This window comes from Pelotomaculum sp. FP (genome assembly GCF_004369245.1).
GTDB classification, from domain to species: domain Bacteria; phylum Bacillota; class Desulfotomaculia; order Desulfotomaculales; family Pelotomaculaceae; genus Pelotomaculum_C; species Pelotomaculum_C schinkii.
In genome coordinates, this window is sequence record NZ_QFGB01000019.1 from 44,669 (window position 1) to 63,819 (window position 19,151).

At 45.9% G+C, this 19,151-nt stretch carries 21 protein-coding genes and 1 riboswitch; of the genes, 9 read left to right on the forward strand and 12 right to left on the reverse strand.

Annotated elements, in window-relative coordinates; genetic code table 11:
- Positions 1-51: 51 nt before the first annotated feature.
- Positions 52-618, reverse strand: coding sequence for an NUDIX hydrolase (locus Psfp_RS09565; RefSeq protein ID WP_243120565.1), 567 nt, complete (start codon positions 616-618; stop codon positions 52-54).
- Between the two features lie 182 nt (positions 619-800).
- Here Psfp_RS09565 and Psfp_RS09570 point away from each other — a divergent pair, with 182 nt between their 5' ends.
- The 4 genes from Psfp_RS09570 (at position 801) to Psfp_RS09585 (ending at position 4,501) form a co-directional block, all read left to right on the forward strand.
- On the forward strand, positions 801-1,244 hold the full coding sequence (locus tag Psfp_RS09570) for an Hsp20/alpha crystallin family protein (RefSeq protein WP_134218315.1): 444 nt from the start codon (positions 801-803) through the stop codon (positions 1,242-1,244).
- A gap of 179 nt (positions 1,245-1,423) precedes the next feature.
- On the forward strand, positions 1,424-2,434 hold the full coding sequence (locus Psfp_RS09575; RefSeq protein ID WP_243120566.1) for an acyl-CoA dehydratase activase-related protein: 1,011 nt from the start codon (positions 1,424-1,426) through the stop codon (positions 2,432-2,434).
- Complete coding sequence (locus Psfp_RS09580) at positions 2,422-3,525, forward strand: CoA protein activase (RefSeq protein WP_134218317.1); 1,104 nt, start codon at positions 2,422-2,424, stop codon at positions 3,523-3,525. The genes Psfp_RS09575 and Psfp_RS09580 overlap by 13 nt, the downstream gene beginning before the upstream one ends.
- 22 nt (positions 3,526-3,547) lie before the next feature.
- Entirely contained in the window at positions 3,548-4,501 is a 954-nt protein-coding gene (locus Psfp_RS09585; RefSeq protein WP_134218318.1) for an acyl-CoA dehydratase activase, read from the forward strand.
- A 55-nt stretch (positions 4,502-4,556) separates the two neighbouring features.
- Here Psfp_RS09585 and Psfp_RS09590 read toward each other — a convergent pair whose 3' ends face one another.
- From Psfp_RS09590 to Psfp_RS09605, 4 genes are all read right to left on the reverse strand, one after another.
- Positions 4,557-5,741: an aminotransferase class V-fold PLP-dependent enzyme gene (locus Psfp_RS09590; protein ID WP_134218319.1), complete on the reverse strand. Its 1,185-nt coding sequence runs from the start codon at positions 5,739-5,741 to the stop codon at positions 4,557-4,559.
- A 210-nt stretch (positions 5,742-5,951) separates the two neighbouring features.
- On the reverse strand, positions 5,952-6,698 hold the full coding sequence (locus tag Psfp_RS21605) for a CAP domain-containing protein (protein ID WP_192895352.1): 747 nt from the start codon (positions 6,696-6,698) through the stop codon (positions 5,952-5,954).
- A 6-nt stretch (positions 6,699-6,704) separates the two neighbouring features.
- Positions 6,705-6,938: riboswitch (cyclic di-AMP (ydaO/yuaA leader) on the reverse strand.
- Positions 6,939-7,153: 215 nt separating this feature from the next.
- Entirely contained in the window at positions 7,154-7,369 is a 216-nt protein-coding gene (locus Psfp_RS09600) for a hypothetical protein (RefSeq protein ID WP_134218321.1), read from the reverse strand.
- Between the two features lie 62 nt (positions 7,370-7,431).
- The gene (locus Psfp_RS09605; protein ID WP_134218322.1) at positions 7,432-8,010 is read right to left on the reverse strand and encodes a hypothetical protein; all 579 of its coding nucleotides are present in this window, start codon (positions 8,008-8,010) and stop codon (positions 7,432-7,434) included.
- 176 nt (positions 8,011-8,186) lie between these two features.
- On the opposite strand from Psfp_RS09605, the gene Psfp_RS09610 reads away from it, so the two are divergent.
- Positions 8,187-8,639, forward strand: a complete 453-nt coding sequence (locus Psfp_RS09610) for a hypothetical protein (RefSeq protein ID WP_134218323.1) — start codon at positions 8,187-8,189, stop codon at positions 8,637-8,639.
- A gap of 87 nt (positions 8,640-8,726) precedes the next feature.
- Here the strand turns inward: Psfp_RS09610 and Psfp_RS09615 are convergent, their stop codons facing one another.
- Positions 8,727-9,191, reverse strand: coding sequence for a CAP domain-containing protein (locus tag Psfp_RS09615; RefSeq protein ID WP_190238945.1), 465 nt, complete (start codon positions 9,189-9,191; stop codon positions 8,727-8,729).
- A gap of 177 nt (positions 9,192-9,368) precedes the next feature.
- Positions 9,369-10,769, reverse strand: coding sequence for a phage-shock protein (locus Psfp_RS09620; protein ID WP_134218325.1), 1,401 nt, complete (start codon positions 10,767-10,769; stop codon positions 9,369-9,371).
- Between the two features lie 288 nt (positions 10,770-11,057).
- On the opposite strand from Psfp_RS09620, the gene Psfp_RS09625 reads away from it, so the two are divergent.
- Positions 11,058-11,684, forward strand: coding sequence for a GNAT family N-acetyltransferase (locus tag Psfp_RS09625; protein ID WP_134218326.1), 627 nt, complete (start codon positions 11,058-11,060; stop codon positions 11,682-11,684).
- Between the two features lie 39 nt (positions 11,685-11,723).
- Here Psfp_RS09625 and guaB read toward each other — a convergent pair whose 3' ends face one another.
- Positions 11,724-13,187, reverse strand: coding sequence for an IMP dehydrogenase (gene guaB, locus Psfp_RS09630; protein WP_134218327.1), 1,464 nt, complete (start codon positions 13,185-13,187; stop codon positions 11,724-11,726).
- Between the two features lie 250 nt (positions 13,188-13,437).
- The gene (locus Psfp_RS09635; RefSeq protein ID WP_134218328.1) at positions 13,438-13,671 is read right to left on the reverse strand and encodes a helix-turn-helix domain-containing protein; all 234 of its coding nucleotides are present in this window, start codon (positions 13,669-13,671) and stop codon (positions 13,438-13,440) included.
- An 88-nt stretch (positions 13,672-13,759) separates the two neighbouring features.
- On the opposite strand from Psfp_RS09635, the gene nagA reads away from it, so the two are divergent.
- The 3 genes from nagA to Psfp_RS22025 all read left to right on the forward strand — a co-directional run bounded on the left by nagA (position 13,760) and on the right by Psfp_RS22025 (position 16,543).
- On the forward strand, positions 13,760-14,929 hold the full coding sequence (gene nagA, locus Psfp_RS09640; RefSeq protein ID WP_192895353.1) for an N-acetylglucosamine-6-phosphate deacetylase: 1,170 nt from the start codon (positions 13,760-13,762) through the stop codon (positions 14,927-14,929).
- Positions 14,930-15,305: 376 nt separating this feature from the next.
- Complete coding sequence (locus tag Psfp_RS22020; protein ID WP_205079533.1) at positions 15,306-15,848, forward strand: DUF4372 domain-containing protein; 543 nt, start codon at positions 15,306-15,308, stop codon at positions 15,846-15,848.
- 5 nt (positions 15,849-15,853) lie between these two features.
- Positions 15,854-16,543, forward strand: coding sequence for an IS4 family transposase (locus tag Psfp_RS22025; RefSeq protein WP_205079535.1), 690 nt, complete (start codon positions 15,854-15,856; stop codon positions 16,541-16,543).
- Positions 16,544-16,712: 169 nt separating this feature from the next.
- Here Psfp_RS22025 and Psfp_RS09650 read toward each other — a convergent pair whose 3' ends face one another.
- From Psfp_RS09650 to Psfp_RS22030, 3 genes are all read right to left on the reverse strand, one after another.
- Positions 16,713-17,135, reverse strand: a complete 423-nt coding sequence (locus tag Psfp_RS09650) for a DUF5071 domain-containing protein (protein WP_134218330.1) — start codon at positions 17,133-17,135, stop codon at positions 16,713-16,715.
- Positions 17,136-17,388: 253 nt separating this feature from the next.
- The gene (locus Psfp_RS09655; protein WP_134218331.1) at positions 17,389-18,003 is read right to left on the reverse strand and encodes a hypothetical protein; all 615 of its coding nucleotides are present in this window, start codon (positions 18,001-18,003) and stop codon (positions 17,389-17,391) included.
- Positions 18,000-19,016 (reverse strand): RHS repeat-associated core domain-containing protein, encoded by a 1,017-nt coding sequence (locus Psfp_RS22030; RefSeq protein WP_134218332.1) that lies wholly within the window; start codon positions 19,014-19,016, stop codon positions 18,000-18,002. The genes Psfp_RS09655 and Psfp_RS22030 overlap by 4 nt, the downstream gene beginning before the upstream one ends.
- Positions 19,017-19,151 lie beyond the last annotated feature (135 nt).

Genomic DNA, 19,151 nt, shown 5'->3' on the forward strand with positions numbered 1-19,151 from the left:
GAAGAATGATTTTTAGCTAGTTTGACAATAAAACCGGCGGAGCATTTTGGCTCACAGCCGGTTTTTCATATAGCTGTCCACGGCCAGAATACCGGCCACTGACGCGGCATCACAGATTTCACCCGACCAGATCATCTGAATTGCATTTTCCCAGGGTACCGTTAACACCTCAACAAATTCGTCGTCATCAAGGTTTTGGTTTAGAAGGGTCAAGCCTGATGCAAAGAATAGGTGCAATTCCTCATCAGAGAAACCGGGAGTACTGAAAAAGCTGCACAACCTGACTAACTCTTTAGCTTTGTAACCTGTTTCCTCTTGTAGTTCCCGCAGGGCTGCTGACTCCAATTCTTCTCCCGGTTCGATATTCCCAGCCGGTAGTTCCAGGGCGGTCCTGCCGGTAGCGGATCTGTATTGTCTTACCAGAAGCAGCTCACCATCCTGTTTTACCGGGACGATGATCACGGCCCCCGTGTGTTCCACAATCTCCCTTTTTGCCGTACGGCCGTCGGGTAATTCTACCGTATCAACCCTGAGGTTGAGAATTCTACCACGGTATATTATATTCGAGCGAAGGACTTTTTCGGTAAGATCGCTGATCATAATCACTCCAGTACACAATTGTTTTGCTCCTACTTATTCGCCTAACCGATATCATTATCCTGCCGTGCCTGCCAATATAAGCCGTAAAGAGTTCTTCCATATCAAAATATCTAATATGGCGTACGCCCGCATTCATGCAGGTATAAATATAAGCAATTTGCAAAATATTAATTTAAAACATTTCATCCGGGGGTGAAAAAATGAGTATAGTACGTTGGGATCCTTTTGGGGAAATCAGCAATTTGCGTAACCAGATGAATAAAATTTTCGATCACAATTTTTTAAAACGGGGCCTTATGACTGCTACCGAACAGTTTGGACCGAGAGTTGACCTTTACCAGACCGATCGGGAGGTTGTTGCAACAGCTGAACTACCTGGTATTGAGTCCAAGGATGATATTGAAGTCGCGGTAACTCCTGACACACTGAGTTTAAAAGGCGAGTTGAAAAGATTTAAAGAAGTTGACGAAGATAACATCTTCCACTCCGAGAGATACTATGGTACTTTTAGCAGGATGCTGCCCTTGCCGGCGGAGGTAAAACCCGAAGAAACCCTGGCCAACTATCACAACGGACTGTTGGAGATCCGGATGCCTAAGACTGAAAGAGGTCAAAAGAAAATGCACCGGGTTAAAATACAGTAAAGAAAAACCAAAGGGCCGTCCGGCAGAGGCGGCCTTTTTCGTTGTCAGGCTCTTTTTTTGTTGATTATTGCTGGAGGAATTTCCCTAGAAATATAGAATTTTAAACGAAAAAAGGAAGGGGCATAACCTGTCCCTGCAGCCAGTATAGTAATAAGAACTCAATATCAACTAAGGAGGCTATGACCGGTGTGACTATTAAGGTTGGCATTCCGGGGGCTCTTTTATATTATCTTTACTACCCTATGTGGCGGACCTTTTTCAATGAACTCGGCGTCCAGGTAGTAACATCCGGCAGGACCACCAAAAGTATTTTGGATCAAGGGACTCGTGAGGCGCTGGCTGACGCCTGTGTACCTGTTAAACTATTCTACGGCCATGTTATGGATATTAAAGACAAGGTCGATTACCTTTACATCCCAAGGGTGGTCTGCCTGAACCGGAGAACAGTTTACTGTCCCAAATTTCTTGGCCTGCCCGATATGATCCGGTATTCTATTGAGAATGTACCGCCTATTATCGATGTCCGCATGGATACAAGACAAGGCCGCTTTGCGGTTGTAAAAGCTTACCTTGCAATCGGTAAGCGCCTGGGAGCGCCAATATTATCGGTACTCCTTGCATATTTGAAAGCCGTGGGGGTTTTGCACCGCTATAACAGACTTTTGAGAAAAGGATGGAGCCCCGTTCAGGCCATGGATTTCCTGGAGAACCAGACCGGGGGGGCGGATTTTGACGGTTCTGTCAAGCCCAGTTTGAAGTTTGCCGTACTTGGTTATCCCTATGCTATTTACGACAGTTTCATTAGCGTGAATTTGATTGATAAGCTAAGGAAGTATGGGGTTAGAGTCATCACGGCCGAAAATATTCACCCGGCCTTACTGGCCCTTCAAAAAAACTGCAACCTGCCAAAACGACTTTTCTGGACCTTCAGTGACAGGGCGCTCAAGGCGGCCCACTTTCTTTTTAACCAGAACAAAATTGACGGGGTCCTGCACTTAACAGCCTTCGGTTGCGGTCCTGACTCCCTGTTGAATAAATTAATCGAAATGGAAGCCAAAAAACACAGTGATATTCCTTTTATGACCCTGATGATTGATGAACAAACAGGAGAAGCAGGCATGACCACCCGCCTGGAGGCATTCGTTGATATGGTCAGACGTAGGAAGGAGGCGCTTGCTTGTCGAAAGTGACTTTTCCAAGAATGGGTGAATCGTGGCGAACATTTAAAATGCTCCTGGAGGACCTCGGTAACGAAGTGGTGCCCCCCCCCCGTCCCAGCAAGCGCACGCTCGATCTTGGCGTACGGTATTCACCCGAATTTGCCTGTTTTCCACTAAAAATCTTAATGGGAACTTACCTGGAATGTATTGAAATGGGCGCCGATACCATTGTCACGACAGGCGGTGTGGGCCCTTGCCGGGCAGGGGAATACGCCATGCTTCATCACAAGATCCTGAAAGACATTGGTCATGATATAAAAATGATCGTATTCGAGCCCCCCCGCCATTACCCTCTAAACTTCATCAGAAACGTATTGGCGCTTAACAAAGCGCGTGTTTCCATAAGAGGCATTATTTCCCACATAAAGCGAGCCTGGCGCAAACTACAGGCTTTGGACAACGTAGAAAAAATGAGCCATGTGACCAGACCGCGCGAACTAACCAGCGACAACACCTCCAGGGTCTACCGCAAGGCGCTTGAGTGGATTGACCAGGCTTACACCACGCCGCACATTATTGAAGCTGAAGCGGCTGCTCTGGAAGCCTTGAAAAATATCCCGCAGGATCCCCAACGTATGGTACTGAAGGTCGGTATTGTTGGGGAAATCTACGTATTACTGGAGCCTGCCAGCAACCTGGAGATTGAAGAAACACTCGGCAATCTGGGGGTTGAAGTAGAAAGGTCCATGTTCCTTACAGGGTGGACCCGGGATAACACCTGGAATGAAACAACTGAAGGAATGACTGTCAAAGAAGCCGCCGCCCCCTATCTCCCTGAACTGGTAGGAGGACATGGCCGCGATTCAATCGGCAACACCATTCTTTGCGCCAAGCGCGGGTTTGATGGCATGATCCAGCTGGCCCCCTTTACCTGCATCCCGGAAATTGTCGCCCGCACCATCCTGCCCAGGGTCAGCAGGGATTATGATATTCCCGTACTTACTTTTTTCCTGGACGAGCAGACCGGGAAAGCAGGCATGTCTACCCGGTTGGAGGCATTTACCGACCTGATGAGAAGGAAAAAACTCTTGCCGGCGAGAAGAAATTGTTTAACCGGTTAAATAGTTACAGAAAGGATTTGTCATGAAAGCATATTTAGGCATTGATGTCGGGTCAGTCAGTATAAATATTGTTGTAATGAGCGAGGCCGGAGATGTCCTAACCGGCCTTTACCTTCGTACCATGGGCAGACCTATAGAGGTTATCCAGGAAGGTCTTAAAGAAGCGGCGGCGGCAGTGCCGCCGGACATTGAGATAGCCGGCGCAGGTACGACCGGCAGCGGTCGCTACCTGGCAGGAGTTATGGTGGGCGCCGATGTTATAAAAAATGAGATTACCGCCCATGCCGTCGCTTCTTCCATGCTTGTGCCGGATGTCCAGACAGTTCTGGAGGTAGGCGGCCAGGATTCCAAAATTATTATTATGAGGAATGGCATCGTTACTGATTTTGCCATGAACACAGTATGTGCCGCAGGAACCGGTTCCTTTCTGGATCAGCAGGCTGCCCGCCTCAACATCCCCATTACCAGTTTTGGCGAACTTGCTCTTAATTCCCAAGCCTCTGTGCGCATTGCCGGGCGCTGCACTGTTTTTGCCGAATCGGACATGATTCATAAACAGCAAATGGGTTATGGACTCCCGGACATTGTTAAAGGGCTGTGTGACGCGCTGGTTCGCAATTACCTTAACAATGTGGCCAAAGGCAAGGAAATATTACCTCCGGTGGTGTTCCAGGGCGGTGTTGCCGCCAATGTAGGGATTAAGACGGCCTTTGAAACAGCCTTGGGTTTGCCGGTGATTATACCCGAATACTTTAATATAATGGGTGCAATCGGAGCCGCGCAGTTGGCCAAGGAAAAGACAGCGGGAGGTAATAGTACCAGTTTTAAAGGATTTGCTGTAACCGGTCTTCCCTATCGCACTGGAAGCTTTGACTGTAACGGGTGCTCGAATGTATGCGAGATAGTTGAGATTTATGAGAATGAAAAAGTAATTGGCCGCTGGGGATCCCGCTGTGCAAAATGGGACGTAATTTAGCTCCGGTAAAAGGCGATGAGAATCGAGTTTTTGATACCGGTTTTTTCCCCAAATTTCAGCAGCCGCAAGATTTATCCTCACCCTTGTTAAACTCCCCGGGCGGTATCTCAGCAATCTCGGCCAAAGAACGAATGGCAAAGTCAACTTCTTTTTCAGTGTTAAAATAGGAAAAACTGAAGCGTACCAGTCTCTGCTCCAGGGTACCCAGGGTCCTGTGCGCATCAGGCGCACAGTGCAGGCCTGCCCGGCAGGCTATTTTATATTGCTGGTCCAGCGCATACCCCACTTTCCCGGACGGTTTTCCCTCCAGGCTGAATGATACGACAGGCGCGCGGTTGTAAAGCTCTTCCGGTCCGTACAACGTGATACCTTTCAGTCCGGAAACTCCCTCCAGGAAGCGCTTGGTTAAGTCCATCTCGTGTTTTCTAATCCTTTCCATTCCTTCCATCCGTATAAATTTTAAACCTGCCGCCAATCCGGCAATACCTACCGAGTTAACCGTGCCGCTTTCATAACGCTCCGGCAATACTTCCGGTTGTCCGGGCGCCTCGGAATAACTGCCTGTGCCTCCTTCTTTCAGGGGCGTCAACTCCAGCCTCTCGTCGATATAAAGGCCGCCTGTTCCGGTAGGCCCGTACAGCCCTTTATGGCCCGGAAAAGCAAGCAGGTTTATACCCATGAATGAAACATCCAGGTCAAAAACCCCGGCTGTTTGAGCGGCGTCAACAATCAGACAGAGTCCCTTTTTCTTGGTGAGTTGGCCAATCTCACCGATCGGCATTATCGTCCCGGTAACGTTTGAAGCGTGTGTGATTACTACGGCAGCGGTGTTCGGTTTAATAGCCGACTCAATATCTTTGACGCTGATCGAGCCGTCTTTAGCGCAGGGAACCTTGGTGACTTCGACACCTTTACCCTGTAACACATAGAGCGGCCTGGTTACCGAGTTATGCTCCATAGAGCTGGTGATTACATGCTGGCCTTCCTTGAGCAAGCCTTTAATGGCAAGGTTAAGCGCCTCCGTGGCGTTCATGGTAAATACAATACGATCAGGATTCTTGATATTGAACAGGGCGGCCAGAAGTTCTCTGGCTTCATCTACGAGGCGTCCCGCCTCCAGTGCCATTTGATGTCCTGACCTGCCTGGGTTGGCTCCTACGAATTTTATACAGTGCTCCATGGCTTCCCAGACTTTAGAAGGTTTCGGCCAGGAGGTGGCCGCGCTATCGAAATAAATCAAATTGTATCCCCTTTCTTGGTCCAGGCCCTGTTTTCATTCAAAGCTGGCAGGGTTTATTCTGTTTGGTATAACTATATTTTATTCTGTACCATATGATTCGTTTCTATTTCCCCGTGGAGGCAGCAAAAAAAACAGGCACGCTCTCGCGTGCCTGAAGAATAATGATTATACCTTTGAAAAATTTCTGAGGTTTTAATTTTAGTCAGTTGTTTAGTCACCACTGAACAGTTGGGTGACAACTACCCCGCTGCCTGATTTGGTGATGCCTATACCAATTGAGTCGTGGAGGGGATTGAGAATGTTGGCTTTATGCCCCTCACTGCCCATAAACAGTTCATGTGCCCGTGTCGTTGTCGCCGCCTTGGCGATGTTCTCCGCACCCATGACCCTGGCCGAATAGCCCGCTTGTCTTTCCATGTTTAGCGCTGAGCCATATGTTGGTGATGTGTGGCTGAAATAATTGTTCTGGTACATATCCTGACTTTTCATCCTGGCCAGTTCCGTCAACTTTTGATCGAGTGTGAAAGCCGGCAGTCCGGCTTTTACCCTTTCCTGGTTGACCAGATCGAACATAAGCGCCTCGTCGGCTGTTAATCCGCTGGTCCCGGAAGGGGTGGTCGGTGTCGTAGGAGTTGTTGGAGTTGTTGGGGTCGTAGGTGTAGTTGGTGTAGTTGGTGTAGTAGTGACCGGTTTCTGGTTAAATCCAGTTCCATAGTACTTGTTCCAATAAGACTGAAGCGGGTTCGTTGCGGCAGTTGTTGGTGTCGCGGCAAGTACGGCCTCATTTGTAGCGGTTGGATTGCCGTAACCATAGTAATCATTGTAGCCATAAATATCGCCCCAGTTTGAACTTACCTCACCTTGATCTGATGGCGCTGCCATAGCTGCCGGTACGGCGACCAAAATTAATAATAAACAAGGGACGAGCACGAACAGTAAACGCTTGATGCTTGTCAACAGGATTGCCCCTTTCTTAGCGCCTCCGGGGTTAGCTGGCGGGTTCGGTGAAAGATACCCTACCCATTTTGCCAAATTAGTGTGTTGTGGCGCCCCATGGCTACTATCAACCAGAAATAACGGGCAGGCTTGTCCTCTTTCACACTAATATTACACGCATGGCGCAAATGGGATTCACCCCAAGTAATTGGTTCCCCCGTACCCAGTATAAATATTACTGGGATTCGGCATTTTTAATACTATTACTGTCAGATTATATTTTTTATGATCAATATAGACAAAATCGTTTTCAAACGATGAATGGGTCTGTAGTTTAATAAAATATTTTTACCTTCAAATAGATATGAGAAGTTGAAAATTAAAGTAAGATGGTAATATTTATCTAAAACAAAGGTTGGGCTTCTCTAGAAGCCCAACCTTTGTTTACCCGGCAACTACCGTGTCTAGCACTTTCCTCATCCACCGGGCGCTCTTAAACCTAAACTGCTCATAATAGAACTGAATACACCGGGCATTGCTTTAGTGGGGTCATAGGTTATACTTACCCTGTTCAGTCCTGTTATTTCTACCTTATTAACCCCTTCTATGCATAAAATGGCCTTTTTCATCTTATTTACTTTTTCTAAATCGCCCAGACCCGTTACAGTAAAATGCGTCTGATAGAGCAACATCCTTTGCCTCCTTGCGTGCATGCCAATCCGGAAGGGAAGGGAGTTATGCCCTGCCCCTTTCTTTAGCAGAGCGGTTTGCACTGCGGCGGGAATAGAGTAGGCGGACAGACGAACGGGGGTTGGGGCGAAACCTGTTCACACATGGCCGGCGTGCAGAATCCGAAGCTCGGTATAAGCAATTTGACTATAGCCAGGGATTGGATGACCAAGCAAAGATCGAAAGTACAGCAAATCTGGTTGCCGAGAATCAGGCAGGTACATGCGGAACTGACAATTTCACAGTTGGTAAAGGTACCAACCGGTGCGCAGAGAACTACAGTTTTGGTGAAGCTGAACATCAGGTCTTCAAACTCGCAAACTATCATTCCGCCAGCATCCAGGACCTGCAGTGTATAAGTGACCGTTACAGCGAAAGTGACATTTGCCCGTCCTGTTTTATCGGGTGTGCTCCTGCCAACTTCAGAACAAACGGCGGAGTTGATGATACAGTTGACCGTGGCGCCTTCAGGCGGACAGCATTGACCTAAGGGCGTGCAGACGTTTTCACGTCGTTCTGCCTGAAAGCAGAAATCGTATACCTTCGGGACTTCAATGCAAACGGTCTCAAATGGGGGGAATGGCCTTAAGCCTTCAGTTTCCATAAATTAACCTCCTTAGGGAACTAACAATAGACCGGATTACCGTTAGTCCCGTATAATTATATTTTTATTTCATAAATATGTCAGTATATATAAATTGGTGAAGCTTTTGGAATTTAGTTTAAACTATTTACCTCTTGGTAAACTTTTGCATACTATACTTTAGGAGGTGAGAGGCTGTGAACTGGAAACCATACTTTTATTACCGCCAGCAGTTTACTGGGGAAAGTCAGTCCAAAGAAGGCGTTATCCAGGATGAGCCTGAAAAAAAACCCAGCAAAGATGCAGCTGGTGGGGAAAATAAAGTGATTGCAGTTACAGATCGTACAGTTGAAGAAGAGAAGCAAGCCGGCCAGTCAAAGGGTGAGCCGGTTAAGGATAAGACTCTGGAGCCAGTGGCGCCGTATAAACACTCCCGTTTTCAAGAGGTAGCGCCCGGGGTTTTTCAATTCAAACACCACCGTCCGGTTACTGCTCCCTACCTGCCGGTTCCTGAGACCTATCAGTACGGGCATGAATATTGGGGACAGCAGCTTCAACCGGTAGGAAAACCGGAGGAAGAAGGATTCGTTAGGGTTGGCGCATTCCCCGGAGCCACTCAGTACGGGCTGCCGGTATACCAGTTCACCTGAAAGAAGAAAATAATTCCGGTCGGTGGCCGGCTCGACTGAATTACCAAGGAAAACAAATAAGCAAAAGCCTGTTACATTAGCAGGCTTTTACTTATCTAGTGTGCCAAGGAAGAGTTGGGTTGCAATAACCCCATACACGCTCCTGTGTACTCCAATGCCGATTGTATCATGCAGAGGGTTCAAAATATTGTCTCTGTGCTCCCTGCTGCTCATTAACAAGGTATGAACCCGCAGGGCTGTTTTAGCCTTGGCTATATTTTCGGCGCCCATGACCCTGGCCGTTATACCACTTCTTTTTACCATGTCAAGCGCAGTACCGTAGGCTGGTGAAATATGGCTGAAATAATTTTCTTCGAACATTTCATTACTTTTTATACGGGCTAACTCAACCAATTTCTGGTTGACTGACAACAGTGGTAAACCGGACATAGCTCTTTCCTCGTTGACCTTGCTCAACAGCAATATTTCGTCAGCGTTTAATTCCAGATCATCAGGATTGCAACTGAATTGAACTATGGGGACAAAGGATATCATGCTGTCATATCGTCGCAAAAACGGCCCTCCCATACAGATGCTATGGATTTTGACATAAGCAATCCATTACTTACCAATCCATACTATGCTGTATCAGGATATTTTTGTTACTGCCAGGTATTTCCCTCTTTATTGTCATAGCAGCTTTGACATTCTCTTTCCTCTGCGCAGCGTTATGCGCCAATATTGATAGTTCTATATGGTTGTTTTAGCATGCTTCCGGTTTAAGAAAGAACATATTTTGATGACCATTCTGACCAAAGGATTTCTCAGTTGATATTCCATTTCCTGGCAGTCCTCTTTGGCTGCTGCCAATTCTTGCTGGGCCATCAGGAATGAACGCTGCTGTTCCTCTTCAACTCTGAGAGATTTTTTTAAGTCATTGCTCAGTGAGTTGATTTCTTCATGGAGCCGGCGTTCTTCTATTGCCGACATCTCGCGTATCCGCTCGATCTTTTGTTTCAATTCTACAATTTCTGTTTGAAGCTCGGCCACCCTGGTGCTGTGCTGCTCCTTCAACTCGGAGATCCTCACCTTGTTTTCCCTATCTTTTTCCTTATATTGCTGAAGCTTGGTAAAAAGACCCTCCAGACTCCCCTGGTTTTTGGCCAGGAGTTCTTTTTGCCTGGTAATTTCCTCCTGCGCCTCCCTTGCGCGTTTCACCCAAAGCCGGCACTGGTATAGAATGCTGTTGGACTTGGACTCCAGCTTATTGATATGCTCCCGGTAACGGAAAATTTCTCTTTTTCGCAGGGAAAGCAGCAAGTCCTTTTCGGCCATCTGTGTCAGGAGGTAATCATGCTGGTTGGTCAGTTCCATTTTTTCAGCCAGAGCTGCCGCCACCTCCCTGTGCCCGGCCATAACTTCCTCCAGGTTGTTTTGCAAAAGGGCCGATTTGTTTTTCCAGTTATTCCGGTCGCGATGCCATCTTTGTTTTTGCCTGTCGATCATGCTTAGGAATTTCTTGAGCAGTTCTTCATAGACAACCCTTACCGTTGGATTGTAGCTCCAGACGCCCTCCCCCACTGTTTCAAAATATGGAAACTTATTGAGGACCCCTTCAAGCGTCTTGCTGTCGGTTTCCCGCCAGGTATTCAACAACTGGTGCAATTGCTGAATAGAAAGGCCGCCGGGATGAATCTTCATAGCCTTTATAACCAAGTTTTTAAGAGAGTAGTGGCTGGTTTCAACTTCCCACTCAGTTAAACCCCAGTACCCGTTTTCCAATTGAATAAATCTTCCGTCTGAAATCAGGCCGGCTTCCTCCGAAAAAAGCTTCTTAACCTTTTTTCTTTTCACGTTTATATTTTTGGATATTTCCCGGAGGCTTTGAGGCTGGCCTTTTTTGAGCAGCAGTGAGTAAAATTGATCGTTGTCTTTATTGCCTTCAAGGTTTAAACGCCAGTATTCTTTTTCCCTGTAAAAGCATTCATTTTGTTTGAGGCAAAGTTTTACCTTTTCTTCCACCTGCTGCAGGGTGTAATCTTTGAGCATCCTCCTGTGGACGTGTGGAGCCAGCTCGCCTACTGACAGGGCTTCGAAAAAGAATAATGTTTTCTTTAAAACGTCTGTAAGGGAATTTAATTTACCGGCCATTTTCAAAAGTTCACCTTCCTTGTGCTTATTACTGTAACTGTACTTATTAATTCATCATGGAAAAGTAGTTTCCTTTTAATGTAAATAAATAATTGTAAATTATTTCCTGCATTATTCAACAATATCCGTTTGCTCCATGAAATAGGGACATGAGCGAATATTATTATTGATTAGAAAGTCCCACATGCATATAATAATTGTGAAAGGTTAAATATTTACCCTGAATGGTCGATATTCAAGTTCCAATGGTAACCGGGGGTTTTCAAATGTCTTGTGGGGGGAGCCTGTATGAGCACAGCATGTTGCGCAGTCGAATCGCTAAAGACCTCCCTGGGAGAAATATTAATAGAAGGTCCTCTGGAAGCAGCAAAACTTGAAGAGCTTAGTATGAATAATAAGCTGACGGTTTTCCGCCCGCCTGCCAAACAGAAGGAAGCCCTGGCAGCTATCGCCAGGCTGCCCGAGGGGATGGTCTATATTGCCAGGTATGGTCGTGAGATCGCCGGTTATGTTACTTTCCACTACCCGGATGGTTTTAGCCGGTGGAGCAGACACCCCGCAGTTTTAGAGCTCGGCGGTATTGAGATCAGCCCTGACTGGCGCCAACGTGGGATTGGAGTTGCGCTGTTGCGGGAAGCGTTCAGCAATCCGGTTATGGAAAACCACATTATCGTTACCGTTGAGTTTTGCTGGCATTGGGACTTAAAATCGAGTGGTTTGGACCTGTTTATGTACCAAAAAATGCTGGCCAGACTTTTTGGCTCGGTAGGCTTGAGCAGGCGTGACACTGACGACCCCGATATTGTTGAACACCCGGCTAATGTTTTAATGGTTCGGGTAGGGGCAAATGTAAGCTGTGAGGATAACATGAAGTTTGACAACATGCTATTCGAGGATAGCGGATATAAAATATAAAAAGAAGCCTGCAGCGTGAAACTGCAGGCCTTTTTTTGCTTAGAGACTATAGTTTGGGGCTTCCTTGGTTATGACCACATCGTGAGGGTGGCTTTCTTTCAACCCTGCCGGAGTGCAGCGTATAAACTGTGTTTTTGTTTTCAACTCGTAGATATTCCCGCAGCCCGCATAGCCCATGCCGGCTCTTAGTCCGCCAATCAGTTGATACACCGTATCGGAGAGGGAGCCTTTAAAGGGTACTCTTCCTTCAACACCTTCAGGCACCAGCTTGTTATCGCTTTCCGTTTGCTCCTGGAAGTAGCGGTCCTTGCTGCCTTCCTTCATCGCCGCCAGTGAACCCATACCGCGGTATACCTTGTAACTGCGCCCCTGGTATATTTCAATATCCCCGGGGCTTTCTTCCGTACCGGCCAGGACGCTTCCAAGCATTACAGCATCTGCTCCTGCCGCGATGGCCTTGGTTATATCCCCGGAGTATTTAATGCCGCCATCAGCAATAATGGGAATTCCGTAAGCTGCCGCCGCCTGGGCGCAGTCATAAATAGCCGTAATCTGTGGAACACCGATTCCGGCAACCACCCGGGTGGTACAGATGGAACCGGGTCCGATCCCAACTTTGACCGCGTCAGCGCCCGCCTCAATGAGTGCCCGGGTTCCTGAGGCGGTAGCGACGTTGCCGGCTATAATCGCGGTTTCCGGGTGTTTTTGTTTTATTTTATAAACCAAATCAATTACTCCCCGGGAGTGACCATGCGCCGTGTCAACCACTATTGCGTCCACACTGGCTTTTACCAGGCCCTCGATCCTGGCAAGGGTATCCGCCGTGACACCGACTGCCGCAGCTACCAGCAGGCGCCCACGTTTGTCCTTGGCGGAGTAAGGATACTGGCGGGACTTTTCGATATCTTTGATGGTAATTAGGCCTCTTAGGTTAAAATGTTCGTCAACTATCGGCAGCTTCTCGATTTTATACTTCTGCAGAATTTCTTTGGCCTGATTCAAGTTTGTCCCCACAGGCGCTGTTACCAGGTTGTCTTTGGTCATAACTTCACCAATTTTTTTAGTGAAATCAAGCTCAAAGCGAAGGTCGCGGTTGGTCAAAATGCCAACCAGTTTCCCATTAACCGTGACCGGAATACCGGAGATCCTGTACCTTTCCATCAGTACCAGCGCGTCGCTTACGGGGTGATCAGGAGACAGGTAGAAGGGGTCCGAGATTACCCCGTGTTCTGAACGTTTGACCCGGTCAACCTCAAGGGCCTGGCGTTCAGGGGGCATGTTCTTGTGAATAACACCGATTCCGCCTTCCCGCGCGATAGCGATGGCCATTCTGGATTCTGTGACCGTGTCCATACCTGCGCTCATTAGAGGAATATTTAACTTGATGTCTCTCGTAAGACTGGTAACCGTGTCGACTTCCCTAGGCAGGACTTCCGAGGCTGCCGGGACAATCATAACATCATCAAAGGTTAAGCCGATTTTATCAAATTTTTCCGGCCGCATTGATTTCTACCCCCTCCACCGGCAAGGCCGGCAATTTAAAGCGATATATTCCGTCTATTATAGCACAGTCAACAAGGATCTGCATTACCTATATGGACATATTTAATTGTTTAATCAAGAAAGAGGCAGACATATCAGCGGGAGACGAACATGTTGCAAGAAATATGCTGGTTTTCTTGCAACAGCCTGCTTTTACAATCAAGCCCGGTCAATTGCACCGGGCCGCTTCAAATCAATATTTATTTCGCAGTTAATCCTGTCCCATGATCGAATGTACGCCACGCGTGTAAAAATGGTCTCTCAGGTGGTAAATCAGCTTTTCCGGGACAGCAAGTTCACCTGCTATTTCTGAGTCGCTTTTATCTTCTTTAATCCCGTCAATTAGGCGGTCATAATCGACCCCTACCTCCTGGGCCATATCCTTGAGGCTTGGTTCAGTACTCCAGGGAACCCTGCTTTGAATAAAGGAATCATTTTGATCCATAACTATCCCCCTTTTTACAATTATTGTTCCCTGGGCTGATAAATTAATGTATCATGAGGTGTATTACAATTTAAATGCAGGTGAGAGCATGTTCGATTTTATAATTAACAACGGAACACTGGTGGGGGAAGAAAAACTCATCAACAACCGTTCCCTGGTTGTTTCAGGCGGAAAAATCGTATCCCTGGAGCAAATGGACGCTGCGGCGGCAGCGGAGAGTATTGACGCTGCGGGGCTCATTATTGCTCCAGGTTTTATTGACCTGCATGTGCATGGCGCCGACGGCGCGGATATACTGGACTGTGACCCCGGCTCACTCCAAAGGATCGCGGGCTATCACGGGCGACACGGCACCACGGCAATGCTGGCCACCGTCGCTCCGTCAACGCTTGAGCGAATGGCCCTGGCGCTGGAGACGGCGACCAGGCATACTACATCAGCTACGGGAGCTTCTATTATCGGCGCTAACCTCGAGGGCCCCTTTTTGAACCGGTCGCACAGCGGCGCCCTGGGCATTCCTTTCCTGAGAGAGCCCGATAAGCATGAAATGAATGAACTGCTGGCAGCCGGTCAGGGTAAGGTAAGGATGGTTTCCCTGGTTCCGGAGCTTACGGGGGCCCTTGAGGTTGTGGAGCTGCTTTCTTCCTGCGGTGTAATCCCCTCCCTCGGCCATTCGGGAGCCACCTTTACGGAAACCATAAACGCCGCAAGAGCAGGCTTAAAACACATCACCCATATCTTTAACGCCATGGCTCCCATACACCACCGGGAACCCGGTCCGGCCGGGGCAGCTTTAGTCTCACCGGAATTATCTGTTGAGGTAATTGCCGACGGCATCCATGTGCACCGGGCCATGCTGCAGCTCCTGTGGCATATAAAAGGCGACCGGTTGGTCCTGGTCAGCGACGCCATAGCGGCGGCAGGCCTGCCGGACGGATGTTACCGTTTTGGAGGACAGGAAATTGCAGTCAAAGGATCCAGGGCGGAAATTCCCGGCGGCAGGCTGGCAGGCAGCACCATCACCATGCTTGACGCCGTTCGGAATATGGTTAAATTCGCCGGCCTCAAACTGCCGCAGGCAGTAAGGCTGGCTTCGGCAAACCCGGCCGCTGTCCTGGGGCTGCAAAAAAAAGGACGCCTTGCGCCGGGGTATGACGCGACCTGGTCCTTCTGGATACCAACCTCGACCCGTTTCTGGTTATGGTTGAAGGAAGGACAATATTCAGGAGGGCTGAGAAAGTGTTTAAATAATTATTAAAATCCCAATTGTTATAGCTGAATTCGCCGGGTATAAACCCAACCAATTGTATTCATGCTTTGGATGGGATTGAAGTTTCGAATTATTATCAATAAGGTAATATTTCAAGCCTGACCTATTAACCCACCAATGAACTCTATTCTAGGGTAATCGTTCCGTCACCGACTAGTAATTATTCATTTATCCATTTCATATCTAATATTCTATATATTTCACTGCACTAACGTTGCATTAATAAATGTCGATATTGTCAACACCTAAATTTACTCAAAATCGGTCAATTTCCAGGAATATCATGGAGTATCAATAAAAAACTCCTTATAATAGAGGTATAGCAGGTAATCCTGTCCATAGCCTCTAAATAAGGAGCATCAGCATGGATCAGGATACCACACAATCCACATTTAATCAAATTCTCAAACAGTTTCCCTACGATGATTTTTTAAGATTTATTGCGGATTTCGGAGTCGATAAGTACATTAAAAAGCTTTTTGTTATCAAGTTACTCTACATCCTCATTATTGCTCAAATCAGTAAGATTGAATCCTTAAGAGAATTGGCCGGTAAAGTTAATAACAACCCTGAGTTGCAAAAATTATTAAAGCTTGACTCCATCAGCACTTCACAGCTATCAAGACGTTTAAGGGACATCAAAAGCACCTTTTGGGCTGATACATTTATTGCAGTTTCTAAAGCAACACTGGTAAAAACTGCTGCTTATGCTCACCAGGAACCCAAAGAAAACAAGATCCATATCATTGATTCCAGTACCATTTCATTATGTCTAAACAAATTTAGATGGGCGGATTTCCGAAAGACAAAATCCGGAATTAAGCTTCATCAACGGATACAAATCCAAAATGGATGCACATATCCGGATAAGGCAAGCCTGCTAAAGTCTCGGATAAATCTCAGTTAGATGAGTTGGTAGCAACCGATCCGGACGCCCTGAATGTTTTTGACCGGGGTTATGTTGATTACAAGAAATGGGATGAGTACTGCCAAGCCGGCATTAGATTTGTTACCAGGTTAAAAGAAGGCTCCCTGGTTGATGTTATTGAACAACGTCAAATTACCGGCACAGATATGACTGAGAGCACAGTAATATTAGGTAATCCCAAAACCACCAGAATGAAATTTCAATTAAGGTTGATTCAAACCCGGGACAGCGAAGGAAACCCAATTATTATTCTAACAAACGATTTTAGCATGGACGCTTTTGAGATTTCGGAAATATACCGGTTAAGATGGCAAGTGGAGCTGTTTTTTAAATGGCTAAAACAACACCTTAAGATAAAAAGGTTCTTTGGTACCAGTGATAGCGCTGTATACGGTCAGATATGGATAGCCCTTATAACGTACTGCTTGCTGATGATGACACGCTTGACCTTGCCTGTGGAAATAACTTTATTGGATACCATGCGTCTTATTGCCGACCACCTCTATAGTTCTTATGCTGTCTTAATTGAGGTTCTGAAAAAGCCTCCGGTCAGGTCATCCCGTGGCAGGCGAAGAAATGAGCATAGTGAGAGCTTTAACCTATTGATAAAACAAATTGATATTGAGGGTACTGAGTTCCTAAATACCGTTGATGTAGAGCTATTTTACTTATAGGCCGTACCGTAACAAGAATGATAGACAAAAAATGTGGATCAGGGTTACCTTTATGGAGCCGTTGCCCTTTTAAATAATCTGGTAAAGAAACTTTGTCTGAATATTGCGAATTAGATGCTTTTCTGGTTCGGAGGCCTTAAAACTTCCTGTTTACAAGAGCCGTCAGTTTTTATGCAACGCTAGTGATTTCACTGCTACTAAAATCAGATTCAGTTAACTTCGTTGCATCAACAAGCAACCTTATCCCATATATCCATGAATCATCATAACATGCTTCAATTAAAGCCCTCTCAATATGTGGTAAAAGCTCTTCTTTGTCAACTTCTGATAAAATATCTATAACGATATATGCTCCAGGCCAATTTATATCCTGTAGCCACGTAATCAACCCATAAATTATCCCCTCTATCCGGGGATAACCAATCTTTTTTAATCCTATTGTAGCGTTTTCCCAACAATCCTTATGATTTGGCTGTAATAGCATAGGTAATTTTTTATCGTATGATAAGCAAGAGAGTTCATTTGTAGCCGCTTCTTGAACGTGTTTTGGCATATGCCAGCTAAGCTTTTTTAATAATATATCAATATCCATGGTCTACCTCCCGAAGGGATATGAAATTTACTTTAACAGGAAAGTATAAGGATGTGGTGTAGCATCAGGATTTATTTTGTATATTTCCTTTGTTGCAGCCCATTCTGCTAATTCTGCAATATTTTTGGGTCGTACAGAACAATGGTTGAGCCCATCAATAATTACAATATGTACTACAGTCTTATTAACTTCCCCCTACTGTTATAACTGAACAGTTGCTATATTCCTTCAGACTAGGTATAATGCGTTAAGCTTAACATCTAGTCCAAATCAAGTATCCTTCACCATCATACGCACCAATGGCTACTCTTTCGGTTCCCTCCACTAACATTTTCAATTCGTTAGCATTAAGATTTTTGTTGTTCCTTAAATAAAAGCTTTTTTTAGATAAAGAAGTCATTATACAAACGAAATGCCAGTGGGAATCAGAATCCCAAATTGTGTCATGAATTTTCTCATTATTTTCAGCATCTTCCCCGAATAAAGCGTAGTATATTTCATCGCCATATATATAGATTCTATCATCTTTTGATGATATCCTGGGATCTTTTGGCTTGCTAGTTACATCCTCAAATATACATAATCTACTTTCCCCACCCTTAAGAAATAACTTGATACTATTCATTAAATAAGCAATAGGAATTGGGAATGAATTTTCGTATTCAGCAGGTGATTTTATCTTGCCACCCACCTTAAAATGTCTAGCATCTTCGTTGTTTATATCATATGGTAGATATGTTACAACTTTGCCTTTCTCAAAATCATAACTTTGCAAAAGATATTTAGATATAGTATTTCCATACTTTAATATATCCTTAATATAAACTACGGCTTCTGAACCTAAAGTTACTTCTTTATATTTTTTCAATAAACTCGCTCCTTTCTACCATCTGGGAAAAGACGCCACTTACTTTTAGTATCACGAGCCCGGAAATCCCAATGTGGTCCTATCGGTTCAGGGTGATTTAAATCTGGATTTAAGCTTTGTCCTGTTTTTGGATTGTACCAATTCCCATTACCGCTACCAGGTTCTCCACTGCCTCTCCATTCCCAACCATCGCCAGGAGGTTGATCAGGTGGTGTTGTTGGCATATCTGGTACCTGTCTAAGCTCTTCGAGTTCTTCTGGTGTTTCCCCTGCTGGTTTTGGATTGCTCAAAAGGATATCAAAAAATAACCCAATAGAACCAAATGCTCTTCCTAACGTACTTAATGATGGGGCTTTTATTTGGGGAGCACTCATCCCATCGGACCATGGAATTGCATAAGGATCAGCACTTGCTAAAAGCACTCCTTTACTCTTGGAGAACTGATCACTATATTTACCGCCAACTAAATCAACAAAACCACCAATAAGCGAAGCGGCCATGTTTCCTATCGAGCGAATTATTTCAGAACTGCTACTACTAGAACCTCTACTAGAACCGCTGCCTTTACTACTCGCTCCTCCCTTACTTTTATGTGAGCTTGAGCTACTGCTAGCTGCCTTTACAACCACTTTTACAGCCACGCTTACCGCCACTCTGATAATTGTGCCTATGGAAAAATGTCCTGAAGGATCAATATAGCCCAGCGGGTTATTCTCAACGTAGGTGTACGAATTCAAACTAAGCGGATTGGTTATATCCCCCCCATAGGAGTCTCTGGAGATAAACCTCCCTATAGTTGGATCATAATACCTGGCCCTCAAGTAGTACAGCCCGCTTTCTTCGTCGTAGTACTCCCCGGCATATTTCAGCGGCTGGGACAGCAGCTCCTGCTTGTAAAGGATATTTCCCCATTCGTCGTAGGTGTAACTGTTGACTTTATTCCCATTCTGGTCGATAACCTGAGTTACATCCCCGTGGCCGTTGTACAGGTAATAGTAATAGTTGCCGTTCACTTTCCTGGTGTAATTTTGCAGAATCTTTGTCCTAGCGATTTGCACAATAATTAGGCTTAAAATTTCTATTCAAACTGCAAAATTTGCACAATTTTTGTTTGGAAAAACTTAAAAATTGCACAATATATGTTTTGC

What these genes read in the sequence shown, in the direction of transcription:
- Psfp_RS09570 (WP_134218315.1), top strand. Translation starts at nt 801, where the DNA reads ATGAGTATAGTACGTTGGGATCCTTTTGGGGAAATCAGCAATTTGCGT.
- Psfp_RS09575 (WP_243120566.1), top strand. Translation starts at nt 1,424, where the DNA reads ATGACCGGTGTGACTATTAAGGTTGGCATTCCGGGGGCTCTTTTATAT.
- Psfp_RS09585 (WP_134218318.1), top strand. Translation starts at nt 3,548, where the DNA reads ATGAAAGCATATTTAGGCATTGATGTCGGGTCAGTCAGTATAAATATT.
- Psfp_RS09600 (WP_134218321.1), bottom strand. Translation starts at nt 7,369, where the DNA reads ATGTTGCTCTATCAGACGCATTTTACTGTAACGGGTCTGGGCGATTTA.
- Psfp_RS09605 (WP_134218322.1), bottom strand. Translation starts at nt 8,010, where the DNA reads ATGGAAACTGAAGGCTTAAGGCCATTCCCCCCATTTGAGACCGTTTGC.
- Psfp_RS09620 (WP_134218325.1), bottom strand. Translation starts at nt 10,769, where the DNA reads ATGGCCGGTAAATTAAATTCCCTTACAGACGTTTTAAAGAAAACATTA.
- Psfp_RS09625 (WP_134218326.1), top strand. Translation starts at nt 11,058, where the DNA reads ATGAGCACAGCATGTTGCGCAGTCGAATCGCTAAAGACCTCCCTGGGA.
- guaB (WP_134218327.1), bottom strand. Translation starts at nt 13,187, where the DNA reads ATGCGGCCGGAAAAATTTGATAAAATCGGCTTAACCTTTGATGATGTT.
- Psfp_RS09635 (WP_134218328.1), bottom strand. Translation starts at nt 13,671, where the DNA reads ATGGATCAAAATGATTCCTTTATTCAAAGCAGGGTTCCCTGGAGTACT.
- nagA (WP_192895353.1), top strand. Translation starts at nt 13,760, where the DNA reads ATGTTCGATTTTATAATTAACAACGGAACACTGGTGGGGGAAGAAAAA.
- Psfp_RS22020 (WP_205079533.1), top strand. Translation starts at nt 15,306, where the DNA reads ATGGATCAGGATACCACACAATCCACATTTAATCAAATTCTCAAACAG.
- Psfp_RS09650 (WP_134218330.1), bottom strand. Translation starts at nt 17,135, where the DNA reads ATGGATATTGATATATTATTAAAAAAGCTTAGCTGGCATATGCCAAAA.